General features: G+C 49.6%; 19 protein-coding genes. 5 read left to right on the top strand and 14 right to left on the bottom strand.

Annotated features, from left to right (window positions below):
* Positions 1-105: 105 nt before the first annotated feature.
* Together AC27N8_RS25225 and AC27N8_RS25220 are read right to left on the bottom strand one after the other, a co-directional pair.
* Positions 106-1,713 carry a PASTA domain-containing protein gene (locus AC27N8_RS25225; protein ID WP_487070578.1) on the bottom strand — a complete coding sequence of 536 codons (1,608 nt, stop codon included), beginning with the start codon at positions 1,711-1,713 and terminating at the stop codon, positions 106-108.
* A gap of 41 nt (positions 1,714-1,754) precedes the next feature.
* Positions 1,755-2,318, bottom strand: a complete 564-nt coding sequence (locus AC27N8_RS25220) for a hypothetical protein (RefSeq protein WP_487070576.1) — start codon at positions 2,316-2,318, stop codon at positions 1,755-1,757.
* 388 nt (positions 2,319-2,706) lie between these two features.
* On the opposite strand from AC27N8_RS25220, the gene gyrA reads away from it, so the two are divergent.
* Entirely contained in the window at positions 2,707-5,307 is a 2,601-nt protein-coding gene (gene gyrA / locus AC27N8_RS25215) for a DNA gyrase subunit A (RefSeq protein WP_487070574.1), read from the top strand.
* A gap of 257 nt (positions 5,308-5,564) precedes the next feature.
* Here the strand turns inward: gyrA and AC27N8_RS25210 are convergent, their stop codons facing one another.
* The 3 genes from AC27N8_RS25210 to AC27N8_RS25200 all read right to left on the bottom strand — a co-directional run bounded on the left by AC27N8_RS25210 (position 5,565) and on the right by AC27N8_RS25200 (position 9,543).
* Complete coding sequence (locus AC27N8_RS25210) at positions 5,565-7,298, bottom strand: MptA/MptB family glycosyltransferase (protein ID WP_487070572.1); 1,734 nt, start codon at positions 7,296-7,298, stop codon at positions 5,565-5,567.
* A 64-nt stretch (positions 7,299-7,362) separates the two neighbouring features.
* On the bottom strand, positions 7,363-7,737 hold the full coding sequence (locus AC27N8_RS25205; protein WP_487070570.1) for a hypothetical protein: 375 nt from the start codon (positions 7,735-7,737) through the stop codon (positions 7,363-7,365).
* 120 nt (positions 7,738-7,857) lie between these two features.
* Complete coding sequence (locus AC27N8_RS25200) at positions 7,858-9,543, bottom strand: glycosyltransferase family 39 protein (protein WP_487070568.1); 1,686 nt, start codon at positions 9,541-9,543, stop codon at positions 7,858-7,860.
* Between the two features lie 216 nt (positions 9,544-9,759).
* On the opposite strand from AC27N8_RS25200, the gene hisS reads away from it, so the two are divergent.
* Positions 9,760-11,058 carry a histidine--tRNA ligase gene (hisS, locus tag AC27N8_RS25195; RefSeq protein WP_487070566.1) on the top strand — a complete coding sequence of 433 codons (1,299 nt, stop codon included), beginning with the start codon at positions 9,760-9,762 and terminating at the stop codon, positions 11,056-11,058.
* 247 nt (positions 11,059-11,305) lie between these two features.
* Here the strand turns inward: hisS and AC27N8_RS25190 are convergent, their stop codons facing one another.
* Positions 11,306-12,820, bottom strand: coding sequence for a DnaJ-like cysteine-rich domain-containing protein (locus tag AC27N8_RS25190; RefSeq protein ID WP_487070564.1), 1,515 nt, complete (start codon positions 12,818-12,820; stop codon positions 11,306-11,308).
* 187 nt (positions 12,821-13,007) lie between these two features.
* Positions 13,008-14,198 (bottom strand): M24 family metallopeptidase, encoded by a 1,191-nt coding sequence (locus AC27N8_RS25185; RefSeq protein ID WP_487070562.1) that lies wholly within the window; start codon positions 14,196-14,198, stop codon positions 13,008-13,010.
* 481 nt (positions 14,199-14,679) lie between these two features.
* On the opposite strand from AC27N8_RS25185, the gene AC27N8_RS25180 reads away from it, so the two are divergent.
* Positions 14,680-16,464, top strand: a complete 1,785-nt coding sequence (locus AC27N8_RS25180; protein WP_487070560.1) for an LCP family protein — start codon at positions 14,680-14,682, stop codon at positions 16,462-16,464.
* Positions 16,465-16,497: 33 nt separating this feature from the next.
* Positions 16,498-17,424 carry a peptidoglycan editing factor PgeF gene (pgeF, locus tag AC27N8_RS25175; protein ID WP_487070558.1) on the top strand — a complete coding sequence of 309 codons (927 nt, stop codon included), beginning with the start codon at positions 16,498-16,500 and terminating at the stop codon, positions 17,422-17,424.
* Positions 17,425-17,511: 87 nt separating this feature from the next.
* Here pgeF and AC27N8_RS25170 read toward each other — a convergent pair whose 3' ends face one another.
* From AC27N8_RS25170 to AC27N8_RS25140, 7 genes are all read right to left on the bottom strand, one after another.
* Positions 17,512-19,104, bottom strand: coding sequence for an acyl-CoA carboxylase subunit beta (locus AC27N8_RS25170; RefSeq protein WP_487070556.1), 1,593 nt, complete (start codon positions 19,102-19,104; stop codon positions 17,512-17,514).
* Positions 19,105-19,157: 53 nt separating this feature from the next.
* A complete protein-coding gene (locus AC27N8_RS25165) occupies positions 19,158-19,370 on the bottom strand; it encodes a hypothetical protein (protein ID WP_487070554.1) in 213 nt (70 codons plus the stop codon).
* A 293-nt stretch (positions 19,371-19,663) separates the two neighbouring features.
* Entirely contained in the window at positions 19,664-20,116 is a 453-nt protein-coding gene (locus tag AC27N8_RS25160; RefSeq protein ID WP_487070552.1) for a hypothetical protein, read from the bottom strand.
* Positions 20,117-20,125: 9 nt separating this feature from the next.
* Positions 20,126-20,371, bottom strand: a complete 246-nt coding sequence (locus tag AC27N8_RS25155; protein WP_487074749.1) for a hypothetical protein — start codon at positions 20,369-20,371, stop codon at positions 20,126-20,128.
* Positions 20,372-20,590: 219 nt separating this feature from the next.
* Positions 20,591-21,724, bottom strand: coding sequence for a sensor histidine kinase (locus tag AC27N8_RS25150; RefSeq protein ID WP_487070550.1), 1,134 nt, complete (start codon positions 21,722-21,724; stop codon positions 20,591-20,593).
* Positions 21,725-21,997: 273 nt separating this feature from the next.
* Positions 21,998-23,629 carry a sensor histidine kinase gene (locus AC27N8_RS25145; RefSeq protein WP_487070548.1) on the bottom strand — a complete coding sequence of 544 codons (1,632 nt, stop codon included), beginning with the start codon at positions 23,627-23,629 and terminating at the stop codon, positions 21,998-22,000.
* 11 nt (positions 23,630-23,640) lie between these two features.
* Positions 23,641-24,381, bottom strand: a complete 741-nt coding sequence (locus AC27N8_RS25140) for a response regulator transcription factor (protein ID WP_487070546.1) — start codon at positions 24,379-24,381, stop codon at positions 23,641-23,643.
* A gap of 271 nt (positions 24,382-24,652) precedes the next feature.
* On the opposite strand from AC27N8_RS25140, the gene AC27N8_RS25135 reads away from it, so the two are divergent.
* Positions 24,653-25,351, top strand: coding sequence for a hypothetical protein (locus AC27N8_RS25135; RefSeq protein WP_487070544.1), 699 nt, complete (start codon positions 24,653-24,655; stop codon positions 25,349-25,351).
* Positions 25,352-25,413 lie beyond the last annotated feature (62 nt).

Below are 25,413 nucleotides of genomic sequence, written 5' to 3'. Positions count from 1 at the left end.
AGGCCACTACATGAAGAAGAGCGTGCTGAAACTTTGCAGAAATAAAGTTTCAGCACGCTCTTCCCTATCCAACGGCTCAAAAATTCATCGATCAGCCGGGATGAACTAGACAGAATCTACCAGAGTGGAGCGTTTGCTCAAGACAATCTCGATCTTACTGCCGCGCTCCATCACCGTACCGGGCGGAGGACTCTGCTTAATCACCAGGCCAGGAGGAACGTTAGGGCTATCAACCGCCTCGCCCCAGACCGTGACATCCAGACCATATTCCTGAGCACAACCCATCGCCTCCATCAGATCAAGGTTTCTCAGGTCGGGTGTCCCGATACCTTTATTGGTATCCTCAAGCTTCGCTACCACGGTACCAAACCAGTTATACAAATTCTGCTTTTCTTTATTCTCTTTGGCAGCCGCATCAGCCTTATCCTTATGCGATTTAATTCCCAATATTTCATCTTGTAAGATAAAGGGATGATCAACATAAGAGATGACGACATCAGGATTGCTACCAGGAGTTTCAACATAGACATGACCCACATCAAAGAAACGTGCCGTCACGCCAGGAATCTGCACGCGAATATCGCGAATATTTTTATATTCGGTCTCCAGACGCGTCTCGAAGAAGAAGGCAAATTTACGTTCAATATCAATAATACGTCGATTAGTTAGAATATAAACATCATCTACAAAATTTGTATAGATTAAAAAGCTTATCCCCAACAAGGCCAGCAGTACAAAGCCCATAAACGCCCACCAGTATTGCCAGATGGCATAGGGAATTATTCCCACACCTGGTGCGAATAGCGTAATTGGTGCCAGCACCAACAGGGCGATCAGAGGTACCGACAGGTTACGCCAGAGCACGTATGAAGAACGCTGAATATACTTGACGGTATACTCTCCCGAGACATAGCGCACATCGCAGGGTACCCGTAAGATCCCCCCAAAAGTACGTCGAGGGCCTAAAAGGCGTCCATCGCCGCCACGAATGGGAGGAAGATCCGCATCCGCATCAGGTAGGCTGGGAATAGTTTTGCCGGTCGCCAGAGTTTTCAACACCTCCGCCAGCTCAGGATCTTTGGGCAAAGTCGGAGGCGGGGGCGCAGGCTTTTTAGCCTTCACGATGTTCGAGATACCCTGAATAGCATCACGAACGGCCTTTGGATTGGGAACGTTAGGTATATATAAATCGCCACCGGTGAGATAGACATGGACAGTGCCAAAGTTCAACAACAAACCTAAGATAGAGTCAACCCCAATCCCAACTTGTTGCACACTGCCAATCGGTGTCTCCTGGCGCGTCGGCTCCAAGAGGCCACGAGCATTGATGATACGCTTATCCGTGATGATATACGTTTCATACCACCAGACGACAAGATGCTTATAGGCAAACCAGGCTCCCGTCAGTACCACGGCAAAGAAGGAGATGATCTCCAGGATAATCCAGGCCGTTGCCATTGCAGGCAGAGCGACGGCGACAATGGCGATCACGATCAATGCCGTCACAGAGAGCACGACAGGCCACGCAGGCTGGATTAAGAACCACCAATGCTTACGTACAACCCGCAAGACGTTTTCGCCTGCCTGTTGGCCCGGAAATTGCCAGACATGATTGGGGCCGCGTCGCAGATCCGACCCCCTGAAGCGCTGGCGCACCGAGCGCCAGGGATTACGTGGAATTCTCTGGGAAATTTGCTTAGGTTTTTCAGCCATTCGGTTACCTCAATGGTCAGCACAAGATCAGAATAGTCCCACTATTTTTTGACCGTTTTATGTCGTGAGGCAATCAAAGCAATCACCACTGCCACAACCACAATCATACAAATGACTGCAAGATAGTTTAGTGGATCAGGCGATTGCATATCCACCTTCAACGACGAACTTCCAGCGGTCGCCTTGAAGTAGCTACTTAAATATCCGAGCACAAAGGCTCCAGAAAGCACAGCCGGTACAATACCAATAAAACGTTCGTGCGGCGTCGTTGGTTGAGGGAACGCTCTATTGCCTACGTAATAGCCCAATATCACCAGACCGACAAAAATGACCAGAGACCAGAACGGTCCCCCCAGGAAACCAGTCATCTGCGCCACCGATTGATGACTGCTAGCTGAGGAAGCACTTCCACCTCCCAGTACACCAGGCAGCCGCATCAAAAAGCTTCCCACAGCATCACTCGTATTTGGGCGTACAATGAACGATGCTAATAAAATAAATACCAGTGACATCAATTCGCGTCGCCATCCCCGTTGAAATCCAAGCACGATAAAAACGAAAATCGCGGCAAAAAAACATTGTTGCCCGGTGAAAGGTAATGACATGTGTCCAGATCTCCCCTACCCTTCTAACATCCACGTTACACAATCAGAAAAAGTCGCTGCTCAAAAACCCACCCTTGATTCAGCTCCTGCATTTAATCATACCACAGGTCATTTATAAAATATAGAGTTTGTAGCTCCAAGCCCCTCATTTTGCCTCCTGTAGTAGACCCTTGCTTCAGGTAGCAGATATTATGCCTCTATCCAGCGGCAAAATGGGTCAGGATAGTGCTCCAAAATGAGTCCCAAAAGTTCGTCAAGAGCGGCTTAATGTGGTATAATAGAGAGACGTAGGATACTCTTTTTAAGACCCCTCCAAGCAGCTTATATCAATGCTTCAACTCGATATCGCCCTTCAGGCTATGTCTTTCTTTTGGTGAGGATGTTTTATATGGAACCGGGCAATGTAAAGCCAGTCAATATCGCTACAGAGATGACAGGAGCCTATCTCGACTATTCAATGAGCGTCATTGTGAGCCGTGCGCTCCCTGACGTCCGAGACGGCCTGAAACCTGTCCATCGACGTGTACTCTATGCAATGGACCAGATGGGTCTCCAATCAAACCGAGCATTTCGTAAATGTGCGGGTACTGTCGGCGAAGTGCTAAAAAGTTATCACCCACACGGCGATAAAGCCGTTTATGATTCCCTGGTTCGTATGGCTCAACCCTGGGCGATGCGCTATCCCCTGATTCTGGGACAGGGAAATTTTGGTTCACAAGATGATGATCCAGCTGCCGCAATGCGTTATACTGAGGCCAAAATGGCTGCAATCGCTGACGAATTGCTGCAAGATATAGATAAAGATACCGTCGATTTTGTCCCCAACTATGACAATCAGACAACCGAACCGGTCGTCTTTCCGGCACGCCTCCCGAATCTGCTACTCAATGGTTCAACGGGTATCGCCGTAGGTATGGCCACCAATATTCCTCCCCACAATCTCAACGAGGTCTGTGATGGCATTATCTACCTGATCGACGATCCTGAGGCATCGACTGAAGAGTTGGCTCGCATCGTCAAGGGTCCAGACTTCCCTACTGGTGGGATTATCCAGGGTCGCGAGGGTATTCGCAATACCTACGCCAATGGCCGGGGACGCATCGTGATTCGCGCACGTACCCATGCCGAAGAGACCGAGCGCGGTCGCATCAGTATTATTGTGACTGAATTGCCCTATCAGGTCAACAAGGCAGATCTGGTCAAAAAGATCGCCGAGCTGTCACGCGACAAAAAAATTGATGGTATCTCCGAAGTAAACGACGAGTCTGATCGTTCAGGTATGCGCATGGTGATTACGCTCAAGCGCGACGCCAATATGGACAGCGTCCTGAACTCGCTCTACAAATACACCGCCATGCAGACAGCATTCAACACAAACATGTTGACGCTGGTCGAGCAGCAACCTCAGACACTCACACTGAAGAAGTTCCTCTTTCACTATATTCGCCATCGTGAAGTTGTCCTGACACGCCGTACACAGTATGAGCTGGCAAAAGCAGAAGCACGCCGCCATATCCTGGATGGCTTGAAGATTGCTCTGGACAATCTGGATGCGATCATCAGTATCATCAGATCGTCACGCTCGGCGTATGACGATGGCCTGGTCCAGTTGCGCGAGCAATTCGGCTTCTCAGACGAGCAGGGTCGAGCAATCCTGGATATGCGTCTGGCACGTCTGGCCTCGATGGAACGTCAGAAGATCGAAGATGAGCTCAACGATGTCCTCCAGCGTATCGAATACTACCATATGCTGCTCGGCGACATCAACGAGATTCGTGCGGTGATCAAAGCCGACCTCAATGAACTCAAAGAGAAATATGGCGATCCACGCCGTACCGAGATTATTGAAGCCGAAATCGGCGACTTCAAGTATGAGGATCTGATCCCCAATGAGGAGACGGTTGTCACACTGACCGAGAAAGGCTATATCAAGCGCCTGCCCTCAAACACCTATCGCGCACAGCGACGCGGTGGACGCGGCGTCACAGGTATGGCGACCCGCGAAGACGATGCAGTACGCCATCTGCTGGTCACCCATACGCACGATAGCTTGCTCTTCTTCACCGATCGTGGACGCGTTTTCCAGCTCAGAGTCTATGAATTGCCCGATGTCAGTCGTACGGCCAAGGGCGAGCATATGATCAATCTGATCGCAATCGAGCAGCGCGAACGGGTCACCGCCATCGTCTCCGTCCCCAAAGGCGTCAGCCACGACGTGTTGATCGTCACGACGAAAAAAGGCGAAGTCAAAAAGACCGCAATGAGCGAGTTTGAAGTTGTCCGCCGTCAGGGTCTGATTGCAATGAATCTTGAGGAGGATGATGAGCTGATCGGCGCGAAAATGGCACGTACCGGCGACGATGTGCTGATCATTACATCCAAGGGACAGGCCATCCGCTTCGGCGTTGACGATCTACGTCTGGCCTCACGTACCAGTGGAGGTGTCCGTGGCATCCGTCTGGACGCAGATGACACGGTCGTATCGCTCAACCTCGCAGAAGCCGAGAGCGAGCTGCTGATCGTGACAGAGTATGGCTATGGCAAGCGGACACCGATCGATGATTATCCTCGCCACAACCGTGGTGGTAGCGGAGTCATCACCTCAAGGATCTCGGATAAGACAGGCCTGGTCGCAACGGCCCGTATCGTCACAGAGCTTGACAGCGACCTCATGATCATCTCGGCCAGTGGAGTAGTTCTGCGCACAGAGGTCAGCGCCATCAAGGTGAGTGGACGCGCAACGCAAGGTGTTATCCTGATGCACATGAATAAGCGCGATTCGATTGTTGCTGTAGCAACCACCAATGGCAAAAAGACTGAAGAGCAGGATGACGATGAGGAGAACATCCAGAGCTCAGAGGAACTGGGAGAAGAGGGCGTTCCAGTCAGCGTTCCATTCGAAGTCACAGTTGAAAAGCAGGATGACGATGACGATGACGATCGGTCCGCTTCAAGCTCTGATGAGCAAGATCTAGACGATCAGGAATAAATCTATCTGACAGTCACAACACTATGAAAAGCGAGCGGGCCTCGGAGGAGTAATCTTCCGAGGCCCGCTCGCTTTCTGTGGCGTCTACGATGTCCCACTCGACGTACGATTAGGCCCGCCTGCGTGGTGCACTGCAAGCCTGCTGGCTCGTACGAGAAACTGGGACATCGTACGCAAGCGTCCGACGCTACGTTATCTTCGCTTCGCTCGACACTTATGCAACCTTGCCTTACTAAGGCACAAACAACTGCTATGAACTATCCCTTAGAAGTTGAACTTACTAATGAAGGCTCTACGATGGGAGCACGCCGTAATGATGGCTTCAGGGCGATTGGCTTATAGAACCAGGCGATGAAAAATGCGAGCAGAGGGATACCAAGCATGCCAATGTTTTGTAGGATACCCCAGGAAGCCTGTGGGGGCTTCAAATCGACCAGCATCCAACCAACCAGGGTCGTATAGTAAGAGAAAAAGCAGGTCGCCGAGAAGGCCAGCGAGAAGGCTAACAGCGCTCGCGCCAAACGATCCCCTTTGACTGGCAGGCAGAAAGGAACCAGTCCGACGAGCCAGACCAGGTACCAGGAGAAAAACCAGGGTGAAAAGAGGAGAAAACCCGCAAAGGAGGCAATGGTGACAAGTACAATCGTTCTCGTCGTTGGTGCACGCCACAGATAGAAAGCGCCCGCAACGATAGGTACGATAGTTCCCAGCAGGTTGAAGATATTCCACAGCTTACGGCTCTTGAGGATAGTAAGTATGTGTGGCAATTGATGCGCATCGTTCAGATTGGCAATGGTTGCCAGCACCGAACTCATAGACTGTGTCGCCGAGGGGAGCGAGGTAAAAGCATTGAGAATTTGGGAGACGCTATGTCCAATCCAAAATGGCACATACAAAGCAATAGCTATCACACCACAAACGCAACTGGCAATCACGACCGAGGTCAGGGCACGTCGCCACACAAACTTTTTCCCCTGGCTATCAGCCTGTACAGTCGCGAAAAAGAGCGCGAGTACGAGGATAACCAGTACAGGAGCCGCACTAAATTTGATCAGGGTAGAAGCGGTAAAGGCCAGCACTGGAGGAAGATAGCCGCGCCATTGCAAAAAGGTCCCTTTACTCTCGGCACGAGCACAAAAATACAGACCCAACAGCAGGAACGAAATCATCAACACATCGTTATGCCCGCTTAAGCCAGTCTCCATCAAGACCAGGGGATTCCAGCCATAGAGAAAAGCTCCTAACAGCACCACGCGTCGCGAGCGCTTCATCGTACGCAATATCGCCATGATCAGAAGGATATTGGCAAAATGGCATGCCAGAGCAAATCCGCGAAACACCAGCATAATACCTAATTGCGACGGGCCAGCCACCCAGGATAACAGCCCGCACAGAAACATCCAGATGGGTCCATAGATAGAAACAACATCCTTCCAGTATACCCATTGGTAAGCAATATCATGAGGAAAAGCAGAAGGTGGTACAAAATATGGATTCGCAGCATACAGAGTCAACAAACGACCATAGCTAGCATAAGAGTAGACATCTGTGGTCATCATAGCCGGAGTGAAGAGAAAGAGAAAACTCGCCACCAGGGCTCCCAGCCAGATGATTCCCAGCACGTATTTAAATGAGCCATTCTTCTCCTGGCGGTGGATATACAATGCTCCCAGTCCATAGGCAAGAAACATACCGACCAGTAAAATCATCCATTCCAGAAAGATAGTTTTATGTATCATCAAACGGCTTGGCGCACCGCTATAGATATCAGTAGGAAGCCAGCGACCAAACCATTTCAGCATGTTACTGAGCACGAAATGCGTTTGGATTCCACCAACGGTATAAAAAACAGAGATATTTAATAAGATACATAGCAGAAACACACCTGCACAGCATAACAGAGGCCACAAAGAAGCTAACGTTCTCTGCTGATCATGCACGCTGTTCGTTGCTAGAGGTGCGTCGACATTTTCTAGAGCATTTTCTAACAAGAACTACGATCTCCTACAAGACTAATCCTTCAACTCGCGAGTATCCAGACAGAAGACATCAGTATCAGTTCATCGAGAGCGACTTTGTACCTCTACGTACACGTTTCCCTTGCCGAACCTGTTGGGCAGACATACGATCTTTTTGGGCTTCAAGCCTCACTAAGGGGAAAGGACGATGAAATTGCTGCGCGAAGGCATCAGATCTCTCGTCAGTGATTTCTGCACGTCGCTCATAGGACCGAGCCAGAATATCCCGCTTCAACTCATCAGGAGCATCCGCCAAAAGGAGATGAGCTAACGTAAAGTCGGGTTTACCCTGATCGGCATATGCATCGGCACAAGCCAGACCATCAACCCCTTGCTCCAATTGTTTGCGGGCCTTCTCAAGAAAAACAGCGTTAGGTAAATTGCTATACATGTCATTAAATGAACCGGGCATCTTCAGCTCCACCTATGTTTGACGTACCAGAAAACCTCATCATAGGTCATCTGACAAACAATTATAGTAGACGTATTCTTAATAGTATCATACATTCAATCAGCGCACAGAAAACAGGTACTAGTGAGTCATATACAAACGAATCACGACAGTCGACGTGCTAATCTGTGTCTCAAAATGGTAGTGCTGATCCAACCATTGTTGTGTCTGCTTCACATGGACAGCATCAGCGCCAGTAGCTACACGTCCAGTAATCATAAAAAGTCGCGTGTGCTGACGAGCAAAAGCAGACAATGCCGCCGGCTGCAAGGCTAACTCTGGATTTTCCTGGGGCGTATTGGTGCTAAATTTCTCCCAGGAGAAAGCTCCTGGCGTATCAGCAGAAAAAGAGGCTCCCTGTTGCGGATATGCATCTAGATAATATTCTACAGCAATCTGGCATCCTTGTGTTACTGTATTATCATAACAGACCAGACCATCCCCTGACTGATAGCGTGCCAACATCCAATGGACCGTGCTATTCCAGTCCTCCACCTGCGCATTCTGATAGTAATGAGGCACCACTAAGAGAGCAGATCCAAGCAAGATACAGCTCAGTATAATGCGTACAGCTACCTGACGGAATACTATCACGACCAGTGCCGCCAGCAAGCAAAAGGAGGGCACAATCACGACGAGATAGCGCGTCGAAAAGAGCCGCACGGAGCCCTGCGAAACGAGGTAGCTTACCACAACGGGCAGAATTAGCCAGCACAACATCATCCAGACAAACGGCCACAGATCGTAGAGAGGCTCAAGGTTACGGGAAATGCGAGGATGTGTATCCGACCAGCGAGCTAAGCGAGCCACGCGTCGGATCAACACCGCGCATCCAATTAACACCACAGCGCAGAGGATGCCGATGCTCATCACCGACAGATAGCGAATATTATCTCCGCTGATGATCGTCACGAGAGAGAATAGTTCTTGCACACGAGGCACTGGAAGCCAACCGGTCTTGGGTCCATGCAGGCTCTCAATAAGCATAGGCACACTCAAGATGCCAATCAATAGCAGACAGCCCACAAAAACCAGCGCACGGCGACTGATGCGTGCTCTCCACTGAGGTGACAACACAAATAGGCCGGCGATCGCCACGCATTGCGCAAATAAGATCAGTATACTAAACAGATGAGCGTATATCGCCAGTACCGTCATCACGACATACAGAGACCACCAGCGCTTCTGTCCATGGGCATCCTGCAAAGCAGACAGCAAAGCCAGCCAGGCCAGACAGAGAAGCAATAACTGGAGAGCATATGAGCGCGTCTGCTGTGCATAGATCAGCTGCAAATAATTACTGGCATATAATAGCGCGGCCAGTGCCGCAATCATTGTTCCCAGATAGCGTCGTCCAAACCAGAAGATCACTCCTGTACTGAGTGCCGCACACAGCGCCGAAGGCAAACGTACGACCCATTCAACGGGATGGAGTCCGAATGCGGCAGTCAGCAGCAACCAGAAGTGGAGAAAGATATAATACAGTTCCATATTCGGCTCGGGACCAAAAATGGTACGCCAGAGTAGGGGAAATGGCTGACGCGCCAATTCGACAGAGAATGCCTCATCAAACCAGATGCCGGGCTTGCCAAGCTCGTAGAGATTCAGCAGTAGTGCCACACCGATCAAGAGCAGGCAGACGATCCAGGGATGGTGCGAGATAAAGAAAGAGATACGGTGCATGAGCGATGAGTCATCTATCTGCCCGCCATCCTGCGCAGCCGTTGCTGTATCCCTTTGCCAGGGTTTTTCGCTCGCCTGTGCCATTAACAAATATCCTTCTATGATGCGTAATTGCAAAGAAAATAGGTTCGTTACATAACGACGAACTATACATAACACGGTCACTATCAAAGGTTGAGAACAACCATAGATACTAATTATTCTACGGCAACACAAGCTCTCCATGCCAGGAGTACGAAGTTGGCTCTATCTGCTATAATAACGGGAACTTGTATGTGCGTGGAGGATTAATAAGGCACTATGCCAGAACAGTACAGAGCCTTACAGGGCTTTAAAGACATTTTACCAGATGAACAACCCTATTGGCGCTTGATCGAAAACGTCGCCTCTGAGGTGGCAAGCCTTTATGGCTATCAGCGCATCGAGACACCCTTGCTTGAAGAGACCTCGGTCTTTCGCCGCACGGCCGGCGAGGGGACCGATATCGTTGAGCACGAGATGTATAGTTTCGATGATCGGGCCGATAAAGAGGGGCGTCGACAAAACATTTCGCTACGCCCTGAGGGGACCGCAAGCGTTGTCCGTGCGTATCTGGAGCACGGGATGTTTACATTGGCTCAGCCAGTGAAACTCTTTTATCTCAGCTTGCCCATCTTCCGGCGCGAGCGACCACAGGCTGGACGCCTACGCGAACATCATCAATTTGGCTGCGAGGCACTTGGCGAAGAAGATCCAGCGATTGATGCTGAATTAATCGGGATGCTGCATCAGATCTATACACGTATCGGCTTAAAAAATATCCGCATCAACATCAACAGCATCGGGGATCAGAATTGTCGTCCACAGTACATCGAGAAGCTGAAAGCATACTACGCACCGCTGCTGGAGCATTGTTGTGATGACTGTCAGATTCGTTTTCACAAAAATCCACTCAGGTTGCTCGACTGTAAGAAGCCTCAGGATCAGGCCAAGATTGCAGGCGCACCACGCATCACTGATAACCTTTGTGAGCCCTGCCAGCAACACTTTGATGCTGTCCAGCGCTACCTGAACTTCTATGAGGTCCCGTTCACGATCGACAAACTGATCGTTCGTGGCCTGGATTACTATACACGTACGGTCTTCGAGTTTACTTCTGAACGCGACAACGTGGCCTTGAACGGCGGTGGACGCTATGATGGAATGGCAGAGATCTTTGGCGGAGCACACACTCCTGCCATTGGCTTTGGTGTGGGTATCGAACGAGTCATACTGGAGCTCAAGCGCCAGGAGATAGTTCCGCCAGCGGAGCCCAAGCCGCTAGCCTTCGTCGTCTACTTTGGGAAGACACAAACCTTGAAGGATGCTGCGATAAAGCTCACAGCCGAACTTCGTCAGGCAGGTATCAAAGCGTCTACCAGCTATGGAGAGCGGAGCAATAAATCCCAGATGAAGCAAGCCAACTCATCGGGATCAACATTCTCGCTGATCATTGGCGACGACGAACTGGCAAACGGAACCGTCTCAGTCAAGCAGATGCAGATCGGCCAGGAGAAGACTGAGAATAAACAGATCCAGGTCAAGCGCGAGGAACTCCTCGCCTACCTCCAACAGCATTAAGGATGCACCGTAACCTGTTTGATCACACCATACACTCAGCATCCAATACATTTCAAAGAAGAAATAGTATTCCCCAAAAAGATCAAGCCAGCTTACGTAGCGGCGCGGCTCCGCCGTGCTGTCTGTGACTCGTACGACTACGTTGCCCATAGCGTTCCATTGCGAGACGCACCCAGGCAGAATCATACGATCCACTGACAGCACGGCGGAGCCGCGCCGCTACGTAAGTGAGCGTACAACGTTACGTTTAGTTCGTATAAGGAGGAGTCTCCTCATCGTCCTCTTCAACCACAACAACGGGAGGAACTTCTACCGGGACGCGATAGCCTCCGCTATAGCCCTGGTTCGTGGAAGAGTTGCTTTCCTTGCCATTCTCAGGGGCGGCTGGAGTACGGAGATCTGTCGTGATCGCTTTCACCAGACGCTCTACACGATCCCAACGAGCAGGCATACGATCAGAGTAAATTTTCTCATTGCCTTCGGTATCATAGATATATAATACATAATCTTGATCGGCATAACGATAGCGAACTATCGTGTATGGGATACGTAAGAGCTCGATTACCTGTAAGGTTGGGCGCGGGGAAGCTTGAGCATCAAGTCCAGGTTTCTCGGTCACCTTACGCTCGGACTCTACAAGATCAACGGCGGTCCGCCAGACATCAAGCGGTACAAGATTGGGCGGTGCATCCATATATAACGTTTCATTGGTCTCAGAGCTGTAGACCAGATCTCCCTCAACTTTGCCGAGCTGCTGGGTTGGGATCACAGTCTCACCCAGGAAGCGTGTCTGAGAGCGCAGATCAAAGCGACGCGCTACTTCACGATGTCGCACGACTTTTCCGGTACCGCCACAGTTGGAACAGAGGGACATTTTTGCTCCCTGACAGGTGGTACAGACGCGTTTTCCATTCCCACACGAGCAATCAACCTCACCATTGACGCAATCCGGGCAGGGCACGGTCGGCCCCTTACTGGCTGGATCGGTATCAATCGGATTGGCAATTGGCACTCCCTGCTGGCGAATGTTTTCCACGACATCAGAGAATTTATTGGTGACACTCGAAGCGACATTTTCTGCCTGCTTCTTGAAAAAAGGCTTCTTCTGTCCCGCCGTCCAATCGGGCACGTAGCCACGTCCGCGACAGGTGGTGCAGCGCTTCTTGGTGCGACCTTTACATTCTGGACACACGATCCAGCCTCGACCGTTACAACCCGAGCAAAGGACATGTCCAGTGCTGTTACAACTGGTACAGGAGACAATTTCATCCAGACCCTCAAGACGCGTACGCGTCGGCAGGGCCTTGAGTCCTGTCACATCGGGTAGCTCGTAGTCCCAGACGGGCAGGAGCGGCTGGGGACGACCCGCGCTACGACCTGCGTAAGGCTCACTCATAATCTCTAATGAACGCGTCTCCCAACGTGTTTCCAGAGAGATCTCCCATATCTCATCGGTGGTGACAGAGACGATATCCATGTAGTTGCCGAGATCACGCGTGACACGCCAGTTCTCGCTGCTCCAATTATTGATCAGTTGGCGCAGGCGCTGCTCTTCAGTGTCGGAGGCTCGATGAGGCGTTGGAGGACTCTGTACCTGCTGCCAATAGCCACCAGCTTTGTCAATCACACGCTTAAAGCGCAACTGTGCTTCACTGGCTCCCTGCTTGACGACACGCGTTATTTCTTTCAGTTGTTTGTCGATCTCATCCTGGCTGGATGGACCCCTTGTCGGATCAGGATCTTGATCCCATTGGTTACCCATATATACGCCTCCCTGGCTCTCAAGAGGAAATTTAAAGAGAATAAGATGTTATACATCTTTGCAAGACTATCACAAATGTTTATGTCACTAGTATCTACGCCAGACGGATATGAGAGTTGTAAGTGCTATCCAATTTTTTGATGGACATCTCTGGCAAGCTTACACGTCAGGGATGTCCATCACAAGATCATGAGAGAAGAGGAAAAATTTCATTCTGAACAGGTACGCCAGTGACCTCAACATCCTGCTCAAACACCAGCAGATCAACTTCGCTACGAATACCAAACTCCGGCAGATAGATACCGGGCTCAATCGAATTGAGCGTATTCGGAAGCAGGGTACGTACGTCCTGTGTCTCGAAGTTATCGACATTGGCACCGTTTCCATGCAAAACAGTGCCGATACTATGGCCAGTACGATGCACAAAATAGTCAGCATAGCCAGCTTTCGTGATCACGGTACGTGCCACATCATCAACGTCACAGCCCCGCACCGGACGTCCTGCAGCCAGACTCTCGCGTGCAAACGCAATCGCGCTATCGCGTGCGTCTCTCACTACCTCAAACACCTCCTGCTGGCGAGCGGGAATCTCATCCCGCGTGCCCGCAAAGGCGACCCAGGTATAATCGCCAAAGACAGCGCCAGGCTCAGATAGTTTGGCCCAGAAGTCAAACAGGATCAGGTCTCCGCGTTGGATAGGGCTATATGTCAAAGCGGTTGGCTCATAATGTGGATTGCTGGCATTTCCATTGACAGCCACAATAGGAAACTCATCATCAGGGATATCCAATCCAGCTTCCTGAATCAATGCCACAAAACGCTGCTGCACGGCATACTCATTCAGTTCTAATCCCGCAGCCAGATCGGCACCAAGCTGTGCAAAAAGTACATCCTTGGCTGCGATCAGGCGACGTCCAGCTTCCCGATGAGTATAAATCTGTTCCACGCTGAGTTGTGAGATAAAGTACTGAGCAAGATTGGCGGAAGTCACGACCTCTACCCCAAACGAGCGGATAAGCTCGACAGTACCAGCATCGACCCGAGAAACATAGGGGATGGCGTTCAAAGGAGAGTATTCCATTGCAACGCGTCCCGCAACAGGGAGTAATGCTTGCAATTGAGAATGCATTCCTTGCCAGTTCTGAAAGAGCATCCGCTCTCCCGGTAACGAACTTAAAACATGAGGTTCAACTGCACTAATAATCGCAACCGGAGTCCCTTCAGCGGGCACATAATAGAACCAGCGTCGCGTATACATCGTATCGATAGGTAAAGCGAGAATCTGATAGGCGATAGGATTTGATTTGCGAAAATCATAGAAAAGCCAGCCATCCAGGTCAGCCTCGCGCAACACCTGTTGGATACGCTCAATAGTCATAAAACAACCTCCAGACGCAAGATATACTAAGACGATAACTTCTTTCGGCTCCACTATATCACCTTATCACAGAGGACAATAGCCATCCTGGCGCCAGGCGCGACGATTCTAAAAGCTAATGCATTATTTATTTAGGTGGGATAGAGCACACTTGCAGATAATAGCTATCCTGATCTACTCGCACCATACTCGCTTATCTTAACTCATCAAACAGTGTTACCTTGTCATCGCTTCATGAGTATATAAAGTACAGCAAGCTCTCAATCGTTCTTCAGCAATTGGTCAGAGAGATCATTTGTGACATTTGAACCAGATGTACGAGATAAAAGAGGGAGCTATTTTCTTCGGAATCGTTTAAAGCAGCATGATCAGTGATGTTCATTGTTATATTTGGCAGAGCAAATACATCCAGGCAACTCATTTCACAATTCATTTTTCTAATTCGGAATACTATTACAGAACGAAAAGAGTTATATAAAAGATGGCACCATCTCCCCCCAATGAGAATAACTGGGAAGAATCAAAGAGCTCCGATACACCTGCATCTTCAGAGGAACCAACCAGCAAGCAAAAAGCGTACCAGGAAGATGAGAAACAGAACGCTCTTGATACATCTATGCATCAAGAGCAGGACACCTCGTCGGATCAAGTAGCACAGATGCCGCAGTCAGAAACAACGACAGATGCAGCGGACAATACTATCACTTTGCCTATAAATCAGTCAGAATCATCTAATCAAGCCACACAGCCCTGGATATCTACTACTACGACGCAGACCAAATTATCTATAGCCGCTATGAATAAACAATTAAAAAACTCTAGCACTACTAAAAAAGATTCTTTTGTGCGCACAAGAAAACCATTACGTACCCGGCGACCATCACCGGTCAAGCATGAGCAAAAAACATTCCCTATCTCGGAGATCACCCAGCCCAAGCCAGATAATGCGACAGTGGATCAGGCAGCAGAAACCAGAAATCAAGAGGTGATCGCTGAAGACACTGAGATCAACAACGACGAGAAAGCCACAAAAACGACGGATCTCGCCTCAAAAGAAGACAATGTAATTATCTCTGAAGAGCCGAAATCTTCTGATACAATAGATGAGATAGATCAAACTGTAACTAATCAAACAGCAAACAAGCAAGCAAGTGCAAAAAAAACCAGGAAGCCTCTGTCACGATTGACAAAAGTTTTATTGAGCGTGCTCGCAATATTATTATTTTTGGGTGCAGTTGCAGCAGGCACTGGCTATTACTACTACAAAACCAACATCCAAAAACCGCTGGCCCAGATATATCGGCCCGTGACGCGCTCAAAGTCGGAAAGCACACCCAAAGCGACGGCCACATCAGCCCCAGTCTATGATGTCATCAAGGGAAGATCCTGGAATATCCTGTTGCTGGGCAGCGACAATGATAGCAAATACACATTCCCAGGCGTGCTGACTCAAGTGATGATGGTCGTCCACGTTGATACCGTCAAAAATACGGTCACCATGGTCTCAATTCCCCGCGACTCCTGGGTATCTGTGCCAGGATTCGGCTTCCATAAGATTGATCAGGCGTTCTTTCTGGGGGAACAACAAAGCGGAAAGTTTGAAGATGGCGTTCGTGTAGCGCGAGAAACGGTTGAGGCCGACTACGGCATTACGATCGATCGCTATGCCTGGGTGGGATTGGATGGCTTTTCAAAGGTCATTGACACATTGGGAGGTGTCGATGTGGATGTTGAGCATCCAATTGTAGACGATAACTATCCCAATGATGTCGGACAGGGAAGCAATGCCGGGGACACTTTTGCATACAAACGCATCTATATAGCCGCTGGCCCCCAGCATCTGAATGGACAAGAAGCACTTGAATATGTACGCTCACGCCACTCAGATCTGGTTGGAGATATCGGACGCACACAACGTCAGCAACAAGTGCTTGAGGCGCTTAAATTGAAACTCAACGTCACAACCATTATTGAAAACTTTTCGCAATTGCTCAGCGATCTGTCGGGGAATATTTATACAGATCTGAATGAACAGGAGATGCTCGCATTTGCTAACTATGGGCGTACATTGCTCAATAATCCGATCCAGCATATCACGTTAGGAGTCGGTTCAGGCAGCGAGGATTATGGAGACCTCACGACCGTCTATGATACATCGATCGGGGCCGAGCAAGATATTGTCCAGCCCAATTGTGTCAACATCCAACCTGTGATTAATAAAATCTTCGGGCTGGGAGATACACAAAGCTGTCATACAAGTGGCTAGCATGCTGTATGCTACAATAATGGAAAAGCTTTCTTGATCTATCAACAAAAAGGAGTCATGTTGATCGAACAACAATACGAAAACGTCCATTATCTACAGTTTAGCCACTACAGCGCCTTCCCAGAACTCATTCATGGTATCTTCACGCGCCATGGTGGCTACAGCGAAGAGCCATATAAAAGCCTGAACACATCAACGCCGCCCTGGGGCGGCGGAGATAGCATTCCAAACGTCATTCGCAACCGTCAACTGGCACTCCAGGCACTTGAACTCTCCGACCGACCCAACGTAACCTTATGGCAGGTCCATGGAGCCAATGTTCAGATATTTGATAGTCACGACGAATGGCGTACCGACTGGGCTAACACCTCTTACTATGAACGTCCCTGGAGCCCCGCCACGATACGTCAGGGCGACGCGCTGATCAGTCAAGAACGAGAGACAGCGTTAGCCCTCTCGTTTGCCGACTGTGTACCGATAACTTTTTATGATCCTATGAAACAAGTCTTCGGGATTGCACACGGCGGCTGGCGTGGGACTGCACGAGGTATCGTGCTGGCAACCGTTGCGGAAATGCAAGCACGTTTTGGCAGCCAGCCGGAGCATATCTATGCTGGAATAGCTCCCGCGATTGGACCTTGCTGCTACGAAGTTTCTCAGGAAGTAGAGGATATCTTTCTGGGTCGACAAGCCTTCGAGACGATGCCTACGCGGCCGGAATATCAGGAGCAGATAGCGAGTTCAGCGGTCTTCTCAACGCTTCAGTTGGAGACTGGACCCAGCCTGAGAGTTGATCTACAGGAAACCAATCGTAATCAGCTCTTGGCAGCCGGGCTCCTGCCCGAACACATTGAAGTCATGCACATCTGTACCAGTTGCCATACAGAACAGTTCTTCTCACATCGTAAAGAACATGGCAAAACAGGACGCTTTGTGGTGATCATGTCTCTGGCGGCCTGAGAGAGTCACCAGCGGCGACATACAGCTTGAACGCAGCAGAGTGCTAGCAAGAATAGCCACTTTCTGGCCAGCACCTGCTGATGAAAATCAGAGGGGAATGTTCCCGTGCTTCTTAGGAGGATTCGTATCGCGTTTATTTTTAAGCATCTCCAGGGCATTGATCAGCTTGATACGCGTATAAGCTGGTTCAATCACTTCATCGATATAACCACGGCTGGCAGCAATATAAGGATTGGTAAATTTCATATTGTATTCAGCAATCAGCTCCTGCCGTCGCAGTTCGGGATCAGCAGCACGAGCAATCTCATCTTTAAAGAGAATATTCACTGCGCCATCAGCCCCCATCACAGCAATCTCAGCCGTCGGCCAGGCATAATTAAGATCGCCACGAATATGCTTACTACTCATAACATCATAGGCACCGCCATAGGCTTTCCGGGTGATAACGGTAATCTTGGGAACCGTAGCCTCGCAATAGGCGTAAAGAAGCTTGGCTCCATGGCGAATAATGCCCGCATGTTCCTGTCCCACCCCCGGCAGGAAGCCAGGGACATCCACAAAGGTAATCAGAGGGACATTAAAACAATCGCAAAAGCGTACGAAACGTGCAGCTTTATCGGAGGCATTGATATCAAGCACGCCCGCAAGAATACGAGGTTGCTGCGCCACAATACCGATTGAGCGTCCATTAAGGCGAGCGAAGCCAACAATAATATTCTGGGCAAAGAGCTCCTGCACCTCAAAGAAATCCCCATCATCGACAACCTGAGACAACACTTCTTTCATATCGTAGGGCTTGCCAGGATTATCCGGGATGATCTGATTAAGGGGCTCAAGCAGGCGATTGGGGACATCATTGGGCGTCAGCAGAGGAGGATCATCCAGATTATTGGACGGGAGAAAACTCAGGAGTCGACGAATCATACGAATACAGTCAGGCTCGCTGGGGCAGGCAAAGTGAGCCACACCACTGGTATTATTATGTACAGCGGCACCACCCAACTCCTCAAAAGAGACATCCTCGTGCGTCACAGCCTTGAGCACGTTCGGGCCAGTCACAAACATATAACTGGCCTCTTCCACCATAAAAATAAAATCGGTGATCGCTGGCGAATAAACTGCTCCACCGGCACAGGGTCCCATAATCGCGGAGATCTGCGGCACAACGCCAGAGGCCAGGGTATTACGAAGAAATATATCGGCATAGGCACCTAAGCTGACCACGCCCTCCTGGATACGCGCACCACCAGAATCGTTCAAGCCCAGAATAGGAGCTCCCATCTTCATAGCCATATCGATCACCTTGCAGATCTTTTCGGCATGTGCTTCAGAGAGTGAGCCTCCAAAGACAGTAAAATCCTGCGAAAACACGTAGACCAGACGGCCATCAACCTTACCATAGCCGGTCACAACGCCATCGCCCAGGATCTTCTGATCCGCCAGACCAAAATCGCTCGTACGATGGGTCACAAACATATCCAGTTCATTGAAGCTCCCGGGATCAAGCAACAGATCCAGACGCTCACGCGCCGACAATTTCCCCTTCTTGTGCTGAGCCTCAATACGCTTCTCGCCGCCACCACGTAGCGCATCTGCTTGCAAGCTATGAAGTTCAGCAATTTTCTCTTGCGTTCCCTTCACATTGGAAGTTTCCTGTGGACTTCGTTCACCAGTAGTCATATCAACTATCTCCATCGATTTTTACGTATACGCCTTTTAGTGATATTACACGATCAACGATCAACGGTCATCGCACCAGACCAGAATGCTCCTTGGCACCAGGCATCCGAGCCAGCCGACGTAGCGGCGCGGCTCCGCCGTGCTGTCACGTCTCGCACGAAAACGTCCCACGTGCCGCTGGAAGCAACACAAACGAAACGATCCACCGCAGGAAGATGTCTCAATGGAACCCCATGGGGAGCGTGTTCGTATACGTCAGTGGGCATCTCAGCCCATTGGGATGTATGTCTCCAATGCTACATCGGTGCGAATGACCTTTGACAGAGTGATATTCATAGATCGGTTAAGAGCAGCATTCACAACCCAATCATAACATAGCGGGAAAATAGCAGAAGGGCTCATCCAGTTGATTATCTTACTTTGATCAACTGGATGAACCCCTCCAAAAAGATGGTTTATCGAGACAAGATAGAAAACAATGAATAGACTGCACAAGATGATAGATAAAATCATACCTCAATGCAGCCCAAACAATGGATATCCTTATCTGAGAGCCGGTTTAGAGATGCTGGCAACGCAATGAGATGATGCCTGGCGCGAAATGATTCGCTTTCTGCAAGTATTCCTGTTCGTTGGCCTCAATCATCAACTTGTGCATGACGACCACATCGCCATCTGGCAGCGGCTCGGCTGGCTGTAGACAGAGTTCCATGACAGCACAACCACGCTCGTAGACCTTAACCAGTCCGCCGCCGCCCGGTATGCGATAGATACGGCTATCCATCGTGGGGCTGGGGACTTCAAGGTAGCCAAACTTGATCAATTGCTGATATTGGTGCTCGGAAAGCATCTCGCGCATCAGGGCTTTGGCTCTACTTTCGGCCGAGAGATGCTCGCTAACGGACTCGCGTAAACGGCCAACGCTCCCATCAGGTGATTGCGAGAGGTAGTAAATCGCGAGCAGAAGAAACAGCAACCAGATACCGAGGAACAAACTTAGCGTCTCTAACATAAGCCAGTTCTACTCCTCACCACCGACAACGCGAGGCACGAGGACAATTTGCTCGGCATTACGATCAAACTTGTCGATACGCTCTACAGTTTTACCATCCTCTACTCTGAAGGCTGTGGCTCCCTTGCGACGTTCGTCGGTAAAAATACGCTCAGCCTCTCGAACAGCCGCTTCAGCATCCGGATCGTGAGTTTCAACCTTCTGGGAATCCCAGGTGATCCGATCATCGCCGCGACGTGACATGACTCGTAGCATACCCACAGTCTGTCTCCTTCCCATGTACAAAAGCTTGATTGCGCAAGCTTCTACTACCGAGCTTATTCCTGGCTTCTCAACAACAAGGAACATATTGGAATAAATTGAGCATAGCACGCAATCATAGGCACGTCAAGGGTAAGGCAAGAAGCAAAGAGAAATACTCCACGTGACGGCCCTGCTTACGCGATGGGAATTTGGCAGGAAAAACCAGTTTTCTTAATGTAGCAAGCATGGAAGAAGACACGTAAAGGTGCTTCCCTGGCCTGGAGCGCTTTCAAGCGTCACAGTACCACCGTGTAGTTCCACAATCATCTTGACAATGGCCAGACCTAAACCCTGTCCTCCAGCGTGTCTGGCATGCTCATTTTGCACCTGAAAGAAGCGTTCAAAGATGCGCTCCTGAAACTCTGGTTCAATACCACAGCCAGTATCCCGCACTTGCAAAGTAATCATACGCTGCTCTTCGTCCTCGTCGGGCTCAAGAGCAGATGCCATAGCGGAAGAGGAATTGGATTTACGGCCACCCGCAACCGCAGTAATATTCACCTCCCCACCGGAAGGTGTAAACTGAAGAGCATTGTTGATAAGATTACGTAGTACCTGTTGTAAACGTAAAGCATCCGCATATAAGCGAGGAAGGTCTGAAGCAATAGTCACATGGATCTGAATACCATTATCGGCGGCCGTCAATTCTAATTCTTCAACAGCGTTTTCAATAACCTCAGAGAGAGTAATAATCTCTCGATTCAACTGTATCTGTCCAGAGTCGGCACGCGAGATCAGGAGCAAGTCCTCGAGTAGTGCATAAAGATGTTCACTGCCAGCGCGTGCTCGCTGCACAAACTCACGATGCTGTGGAGCCAGTTCGCCTCCGACTCCTAACAAAGCAAGATCCAGATAACCATTGATCGCATTTAAAGGTGAACGAAGCTCATGAGTAATCATCGACAAAAATTTCGCTCGACTGCGCGTCGCATCACGAATAGACGTCATATCACGCGCCACCAGCAGACAGACAGCTTCATTCTTCACAGCAACGGGAGAAACACTCAAACCTAACACATGAGCAGTCTCCTGAATAGAGACATCCATCTCCGTGTAGGGCAGCGACTCTCCCTGCGCGAACGCCTGCTCAATCATACAGCTATGCTGGCAACTTATGGGACGTTCGCGTGTCTGACAGCCAAAGATATCAGCACAGGAGCGGCCCATGAGCTGCAATGGAGTCAAGCCAAAAATATGACCGAAAGCAGTATTCGCCTCGATAAATTTCCGCTCATCATTGACTAAAGCAACACCATCAGAGCTCGCTTCCCAGATAGAGCCCAGGGCTGGAATATTCGCATTCATCTACATTCTCTTTTGCTTCTTCATCCATATAAAGATCAGATATCCAAATATTATATAAAATATACGGCTGCCACACACAATTAGAGATGAATCATATTCCATAGTTTTCATCTCAACATAAAAAGTAAAATCGCTCCCATGAGTTGCTTCAAATTATATCATTGATGCATAAAGTGAGTCGAGCGAACTACGCGTATGGGCTATGGAGGAGGCAGTGGTGATACATCCCTGATGTTATGACGGCATAAGCAGGAACGTATCACCTATAACCTGTCAGGAGTGGCTTTGTACTAAAGGTTGCGTCGTCAGAGACGCTTCATCAGCCTGGAGAGGGAGCGTAAAAGAGATACGCGCTCCAATATCGGGGACATTTTCGGCCCAGACGGTGCCACCATGGACATCGATGATAGCTTGCACAATGGCTAAGCCAAGACCGCTCCCACCGCTACTGGATTGACGAGCGTCGTCAGCTCGATAGAAACGATCAAAGATACGCGGAAGCGATTCCTCGGGAATACCGCTCCCCGTATCGGTAATCGACACCACGATATTCTTTTCTGCCACATGAGCATCAACGATGATCTGTCCTCCAGCCGGCGTGTAGTGCAGCGCGTTATTAAAGAGATTGGAAAAAACACGGGTCAGCATATCCGCATCGGCCTGCACAGGAGGAAAACTATAGGAAACGGAGTTCACCGGTTCGATCTGATAACGCTCAAATTCGGTGGCGAGCGCCGCAAAGGTTTCATCGACGAGTGCCGCCAGACGCAAGGATTTCAGTTGAGGCAGTAGGGCTCGCGCTTCAACCTTTGCCATCACGTGGAGATCCTGGACCAGACGACGTAAGCGTAGCGTCTCGCGTACGATAATGCGTCCAGTGGCCTCATAATCTTCATAGCTCTGATTGATCCCATCGGCCAGAGCTTCGCCCAATCCCGCAATGGCCGTCAGAGGAGTAGCCAGGTCATGCGTCACATTCATAATTAATTCGCGCCGCCAGATCTCCTGCCGCCGCAACTCGTTCACATCGCTTTTCAGCTGTGCGGCCATCTCATTAAAGGTATGAGCCAATTCGCCCAGTTCTCCGGGGCCAGTTACGCTGACCTGAGTGTCATAGTTTCCCGAGGCAAGTTTGCGCGAGGCATGGGTGAGTTTGGCCAGCGGACGTGTGATGGTCAGAGAATAGACGCTGGCAGCAGCAGCAACCAACAAGGCAATAATTGGAGTCGCGATCAGAACCGCCAATCCGACCGTGGTTACAAATGCCGGAATACTGGTCGAGAAAGGTGTCACAAGCACAGCGCCAATCACCTGATCGGCGCTACCATTATGTCCCCGTATGATGATAGGTTCCACGAGAAACGGCAACGCAGTCGTAACTGGTGTCTGCTTGGCAAGCAGACCACCACTCGCCTGTCCTTTTAAAGCATTGTTCAGCGCAAGCCTCAAATCAGCCTGTCCCTGACTATTATTATTGATGTGGGCCGAACCTGAGAGATTTAAAACCGAATTGATAGCCACAAAGGCGCTTCCATGACCAATCGAACGCGGATAGATCATCTTCTTCTGTAGATTGAAAAATATATAGAGATGATCCGGGTCCGCTTCATTGCTTGCGGTTGGAGGATTCATAGCTTCACGCACCGACTGCAATAGGGTCGTAGCGGAAACGACGGTGCTTGGTCCACTCGTCCCCGATGCACCGCCTGTAGTAAGAAGTTCTTGCTTGTGAATATAGATAATACTCACATTTTGCGCCTTCGCGTGCGCCAATAACCTCAGACTCGCTTCCTGCTCATTCCCATAATAGTAGTTAATTACCAGGATGGCAGTCAGGGCTAATAAGCCAGCCGCAAGTAGAGCCACAAGCATCGAACCTAACGCCAAACGCCAACGTATACGCATAATAATCATCCTTATGTTGATGAGTGCACTTTTACTTCAAAACGGTAGCCAACACGCCAGACCGTTTTAATATAGCGCTGATTGGGATCAACATCAATCTTCTTGCGCAGAGCACTCATATGGACATCGATCGTATGCCCATCGCCAAGATAATCATATCCCCACACAGTATTCATCAACACTTCACGCGTAAAGACACGATCAGGAGAGCGTGCTAATAAGGACAGCAGATCGAACTCCGTGGGAGTCAGAGCCACCTCATACCCCTGCACCTCGACGCGGCGAGCCAGTAAGTCAATCGTCAGATCGGGAAAGCGTAAGATATCCCCTTTTCCACGCTGTTCGGATGTGTTTGAGCTGGTAGACTGATCCTGAGATGCCTCATGACTGCCGACACGTCGCAAGATAGCACGCACACGGCTCACCAGTTCCCGAGGACTAAATGGCTTCACCAGATAATCATCCGCACCAATCTCCAGCCCGGTAATGCGATCATCCTCGTCACCACGAGCGGTCAACATCAAAATAGGAGTCTGAGACCAGGCCCGAATACGACGACACACCTCAAAGCCATCAATGGCTGGCAACATAATATCCAGTAGCACCAGATCAGGAGACTCTCGCGCATGCAGAGCCAGGCCATCAGCGCCATCCCTGGCAATCACCACCTGATATCCAGCATCCTTCAGATACAACTGGATCAAGTGCACAATGCCTTCTTCATCTTCAATTACAAGAATTTTTTGAGACATCTTATAGAACTCCTGAAAGCGAGAGATCATTTCAATGTCATAGTAGCATAAGAAGACACGAAAAAGTATGAACTTTGCGCCTGGTCGCTAAATCTTGAGGAAATCTTGAATGTAGTCAGAGAAGATCTTCACTTCTGTCAGCTAAGATAAAAAGCGTCCCCACAAAAGTGGTAAGCCTACCGTCTTGTAGGCTTTACAAGACAATTTACAGACACAGCATAGGTAACAGCCATGTGTCTACCATTTATAAGCACCATCAGGAGATAAGATCATGAAAGCATTCCTCAAGAGACACAAAATTATCCTGGCCAGTATCGGTGGCTCACTATTGACTCTGATAGCAGTCATAAGCGTATTCCTGGTCGTACCCACAATAGCTTCGGCCAGGCAGGCAACGGCCACACCAACCAGCACACCAACAGCAACAACCAAAGTGAACTACTGTACTCAATATGAACAAGCACTCGCACAAAAACTCAACATCTCAGTCAGCACACTTACACAGGACAATAAAGCGACGCTGATCGCCGTCATTAATCAGAAAGTAAAAGCTGGCAAATTGACCCAGGCAAAAGCAGATGCCATGATCAAGAAGATCAATCAAGGTACGGGCAATGTATGCCCCGGCCAGCTCACGCATAAACACACCATCCAGCATGCCTGGCTCAACAAGTATGCTCAAAATGTGATTACGCTGCTGGCTCAAGGACTGCATTTGAACGCAAGTCAGCTTACCGCGCAATTCAAAGCAGGCAAGACTCTGGCTGATATCGCCAAAGCTCAGAACGTCTCGACCAGCGCACTGCAAACACTAGTGAAAAATACAGCGAACACTGTTCTCAAGCAAGCAGTGAGTGCTGGCACGTTGAAACAAACACAAGCCAATACAATCTCAGCCTACATCCAAAAACATCCGGAAGCTATACAGAAATTAGAAGCAGCCATCGTCAAAAAAGCCAGCACAAAATAGTCACATTGAAATGGCCCATTCTATGGTAGAGGCGATAAAAGATATAGCCTCCAGCACAGAAT

Source organism: Dictyobacter sp. Z7_2, from assembly GCF_057551105.1.
Note: the sequence above shows the minus strand (reverse complement) of the source record. Positions and strands in the feature narration are given on the sequence as shown.

Coding starts and splice junctions, on each gene's coding strand:
- AC27N8_RS25170 (WP_487070556.1), bottom strand. CDS start 19,104: ATGACTACTGGTGAACGAAGTCCACAGGAAACTTCCAATGTGAAGGGA.
- AC27N8_RS25145 (WP_487070548.1), bottom strand. CDS start 23,629: ATGCGTATACGTTGGCGTTTGGCGTTAGGTTCGATGCTTGTGGCTCTA.
- AC27N8_RS25150 (WP_487070550.1), bottom strand. CDS start 21,724: ATGAATGCGAATATTCCAGCCCTGGGCTCTATCTGGGAAGCGAGCTCT.
- AC27N8_RS25155 (WP_487074749.1), bottom strand. CDS start 20,371: ATGCTACGAGTCATGTCACGTCGCGGCGATGATCGGATCACCTGGGAT.
- AC27N8_RS25140 (WP_487070546.1), bottom strand. CDS start 24,381: ATGTCTCAAAAAATTCTTGTAATTGAAGATGAAGAAGGCATTGTGCAC.
- AC27N8_RS25220 (WP_487070576.1), bottom strand. CDS start 2,318: ATGTCATTACCTTTCACCGGGCAACAATGTTTTTTTGCCGCGATTTTC.
- AC27N8_RS25180 (WP_487070560.1), top strand. CDS start 14,680: ATGGCACCATCTCCCCCCAATGAGAATAACTGGGAAGAATCAAAGAGC.
- gyrA (WP_487070574.1), top strand. CDS start 2,707: ATGGAACCGGGCAATGTAAAGCCAGTCAATATCGCTACAGAGATGACA.
- AC27N8_RS25205 (WP_487070570.1), bottom strand. CDS start 7,737: ATGCCCGGTTCATTTAATGACATGTATAGCAATTTACCTAACGCTGTT.
- AC27N8_RS25135 (WP_487070544.1), top strand. CDS start 24,653: ATGAAAGCATTCCTCAAGAGACACAAAATTATCCTGGCCAGTATCGGT.
- AC27N8_RS25185 (WP_487070562.1), bottom strand. CDS start 14,198: ATGACTATTGAGCGTATCCAACAGGTGTTGCGCGAGGCTGACCTGGAT.
- AC27N8_RS25200 (WP_487070568.1), bottom strand. CDS start 9,543: ATGGCACAGGCGAGCGAAAAACCCTGGCAAAGGGATACAGCAACGGCT.
- AC27N8_RS25190 (WP_487070564.1), bottom strand. CDS start 12,820: ATGGGTAACCAATGGGATCAAGATCCTGATCCGACAAGGGGTCCATCC.
- AC27N8_RS25165 (WP_487070554.1), bottom strand. CDS start 19,370: ATGCCCACTGACGTATACGAACACGCTCCCCATGGGGTTCCATTGAGA.
- hisS (WP_487070566.1), top strand. CDS start 9,760: ATGCCAGAACAGTACAGAGCCTTACAGGGCTTTAAAGACATTTTACCA.
- AC27N8_RS25160 (WP_487070552.1), bottom strand. CDS start 20,116: ATGTTAGAGACGCTAAGTTTGTTCCTCGGTATCTGGTTGCTGTTTCTT.
- AC27N8_RS25225 (WP_487070578.1), bottom strand. CDS start 1,713: ATGGCTGAAAAACCTAAGCAAATTTCCCAGAGAATTCCACGTAATCCC.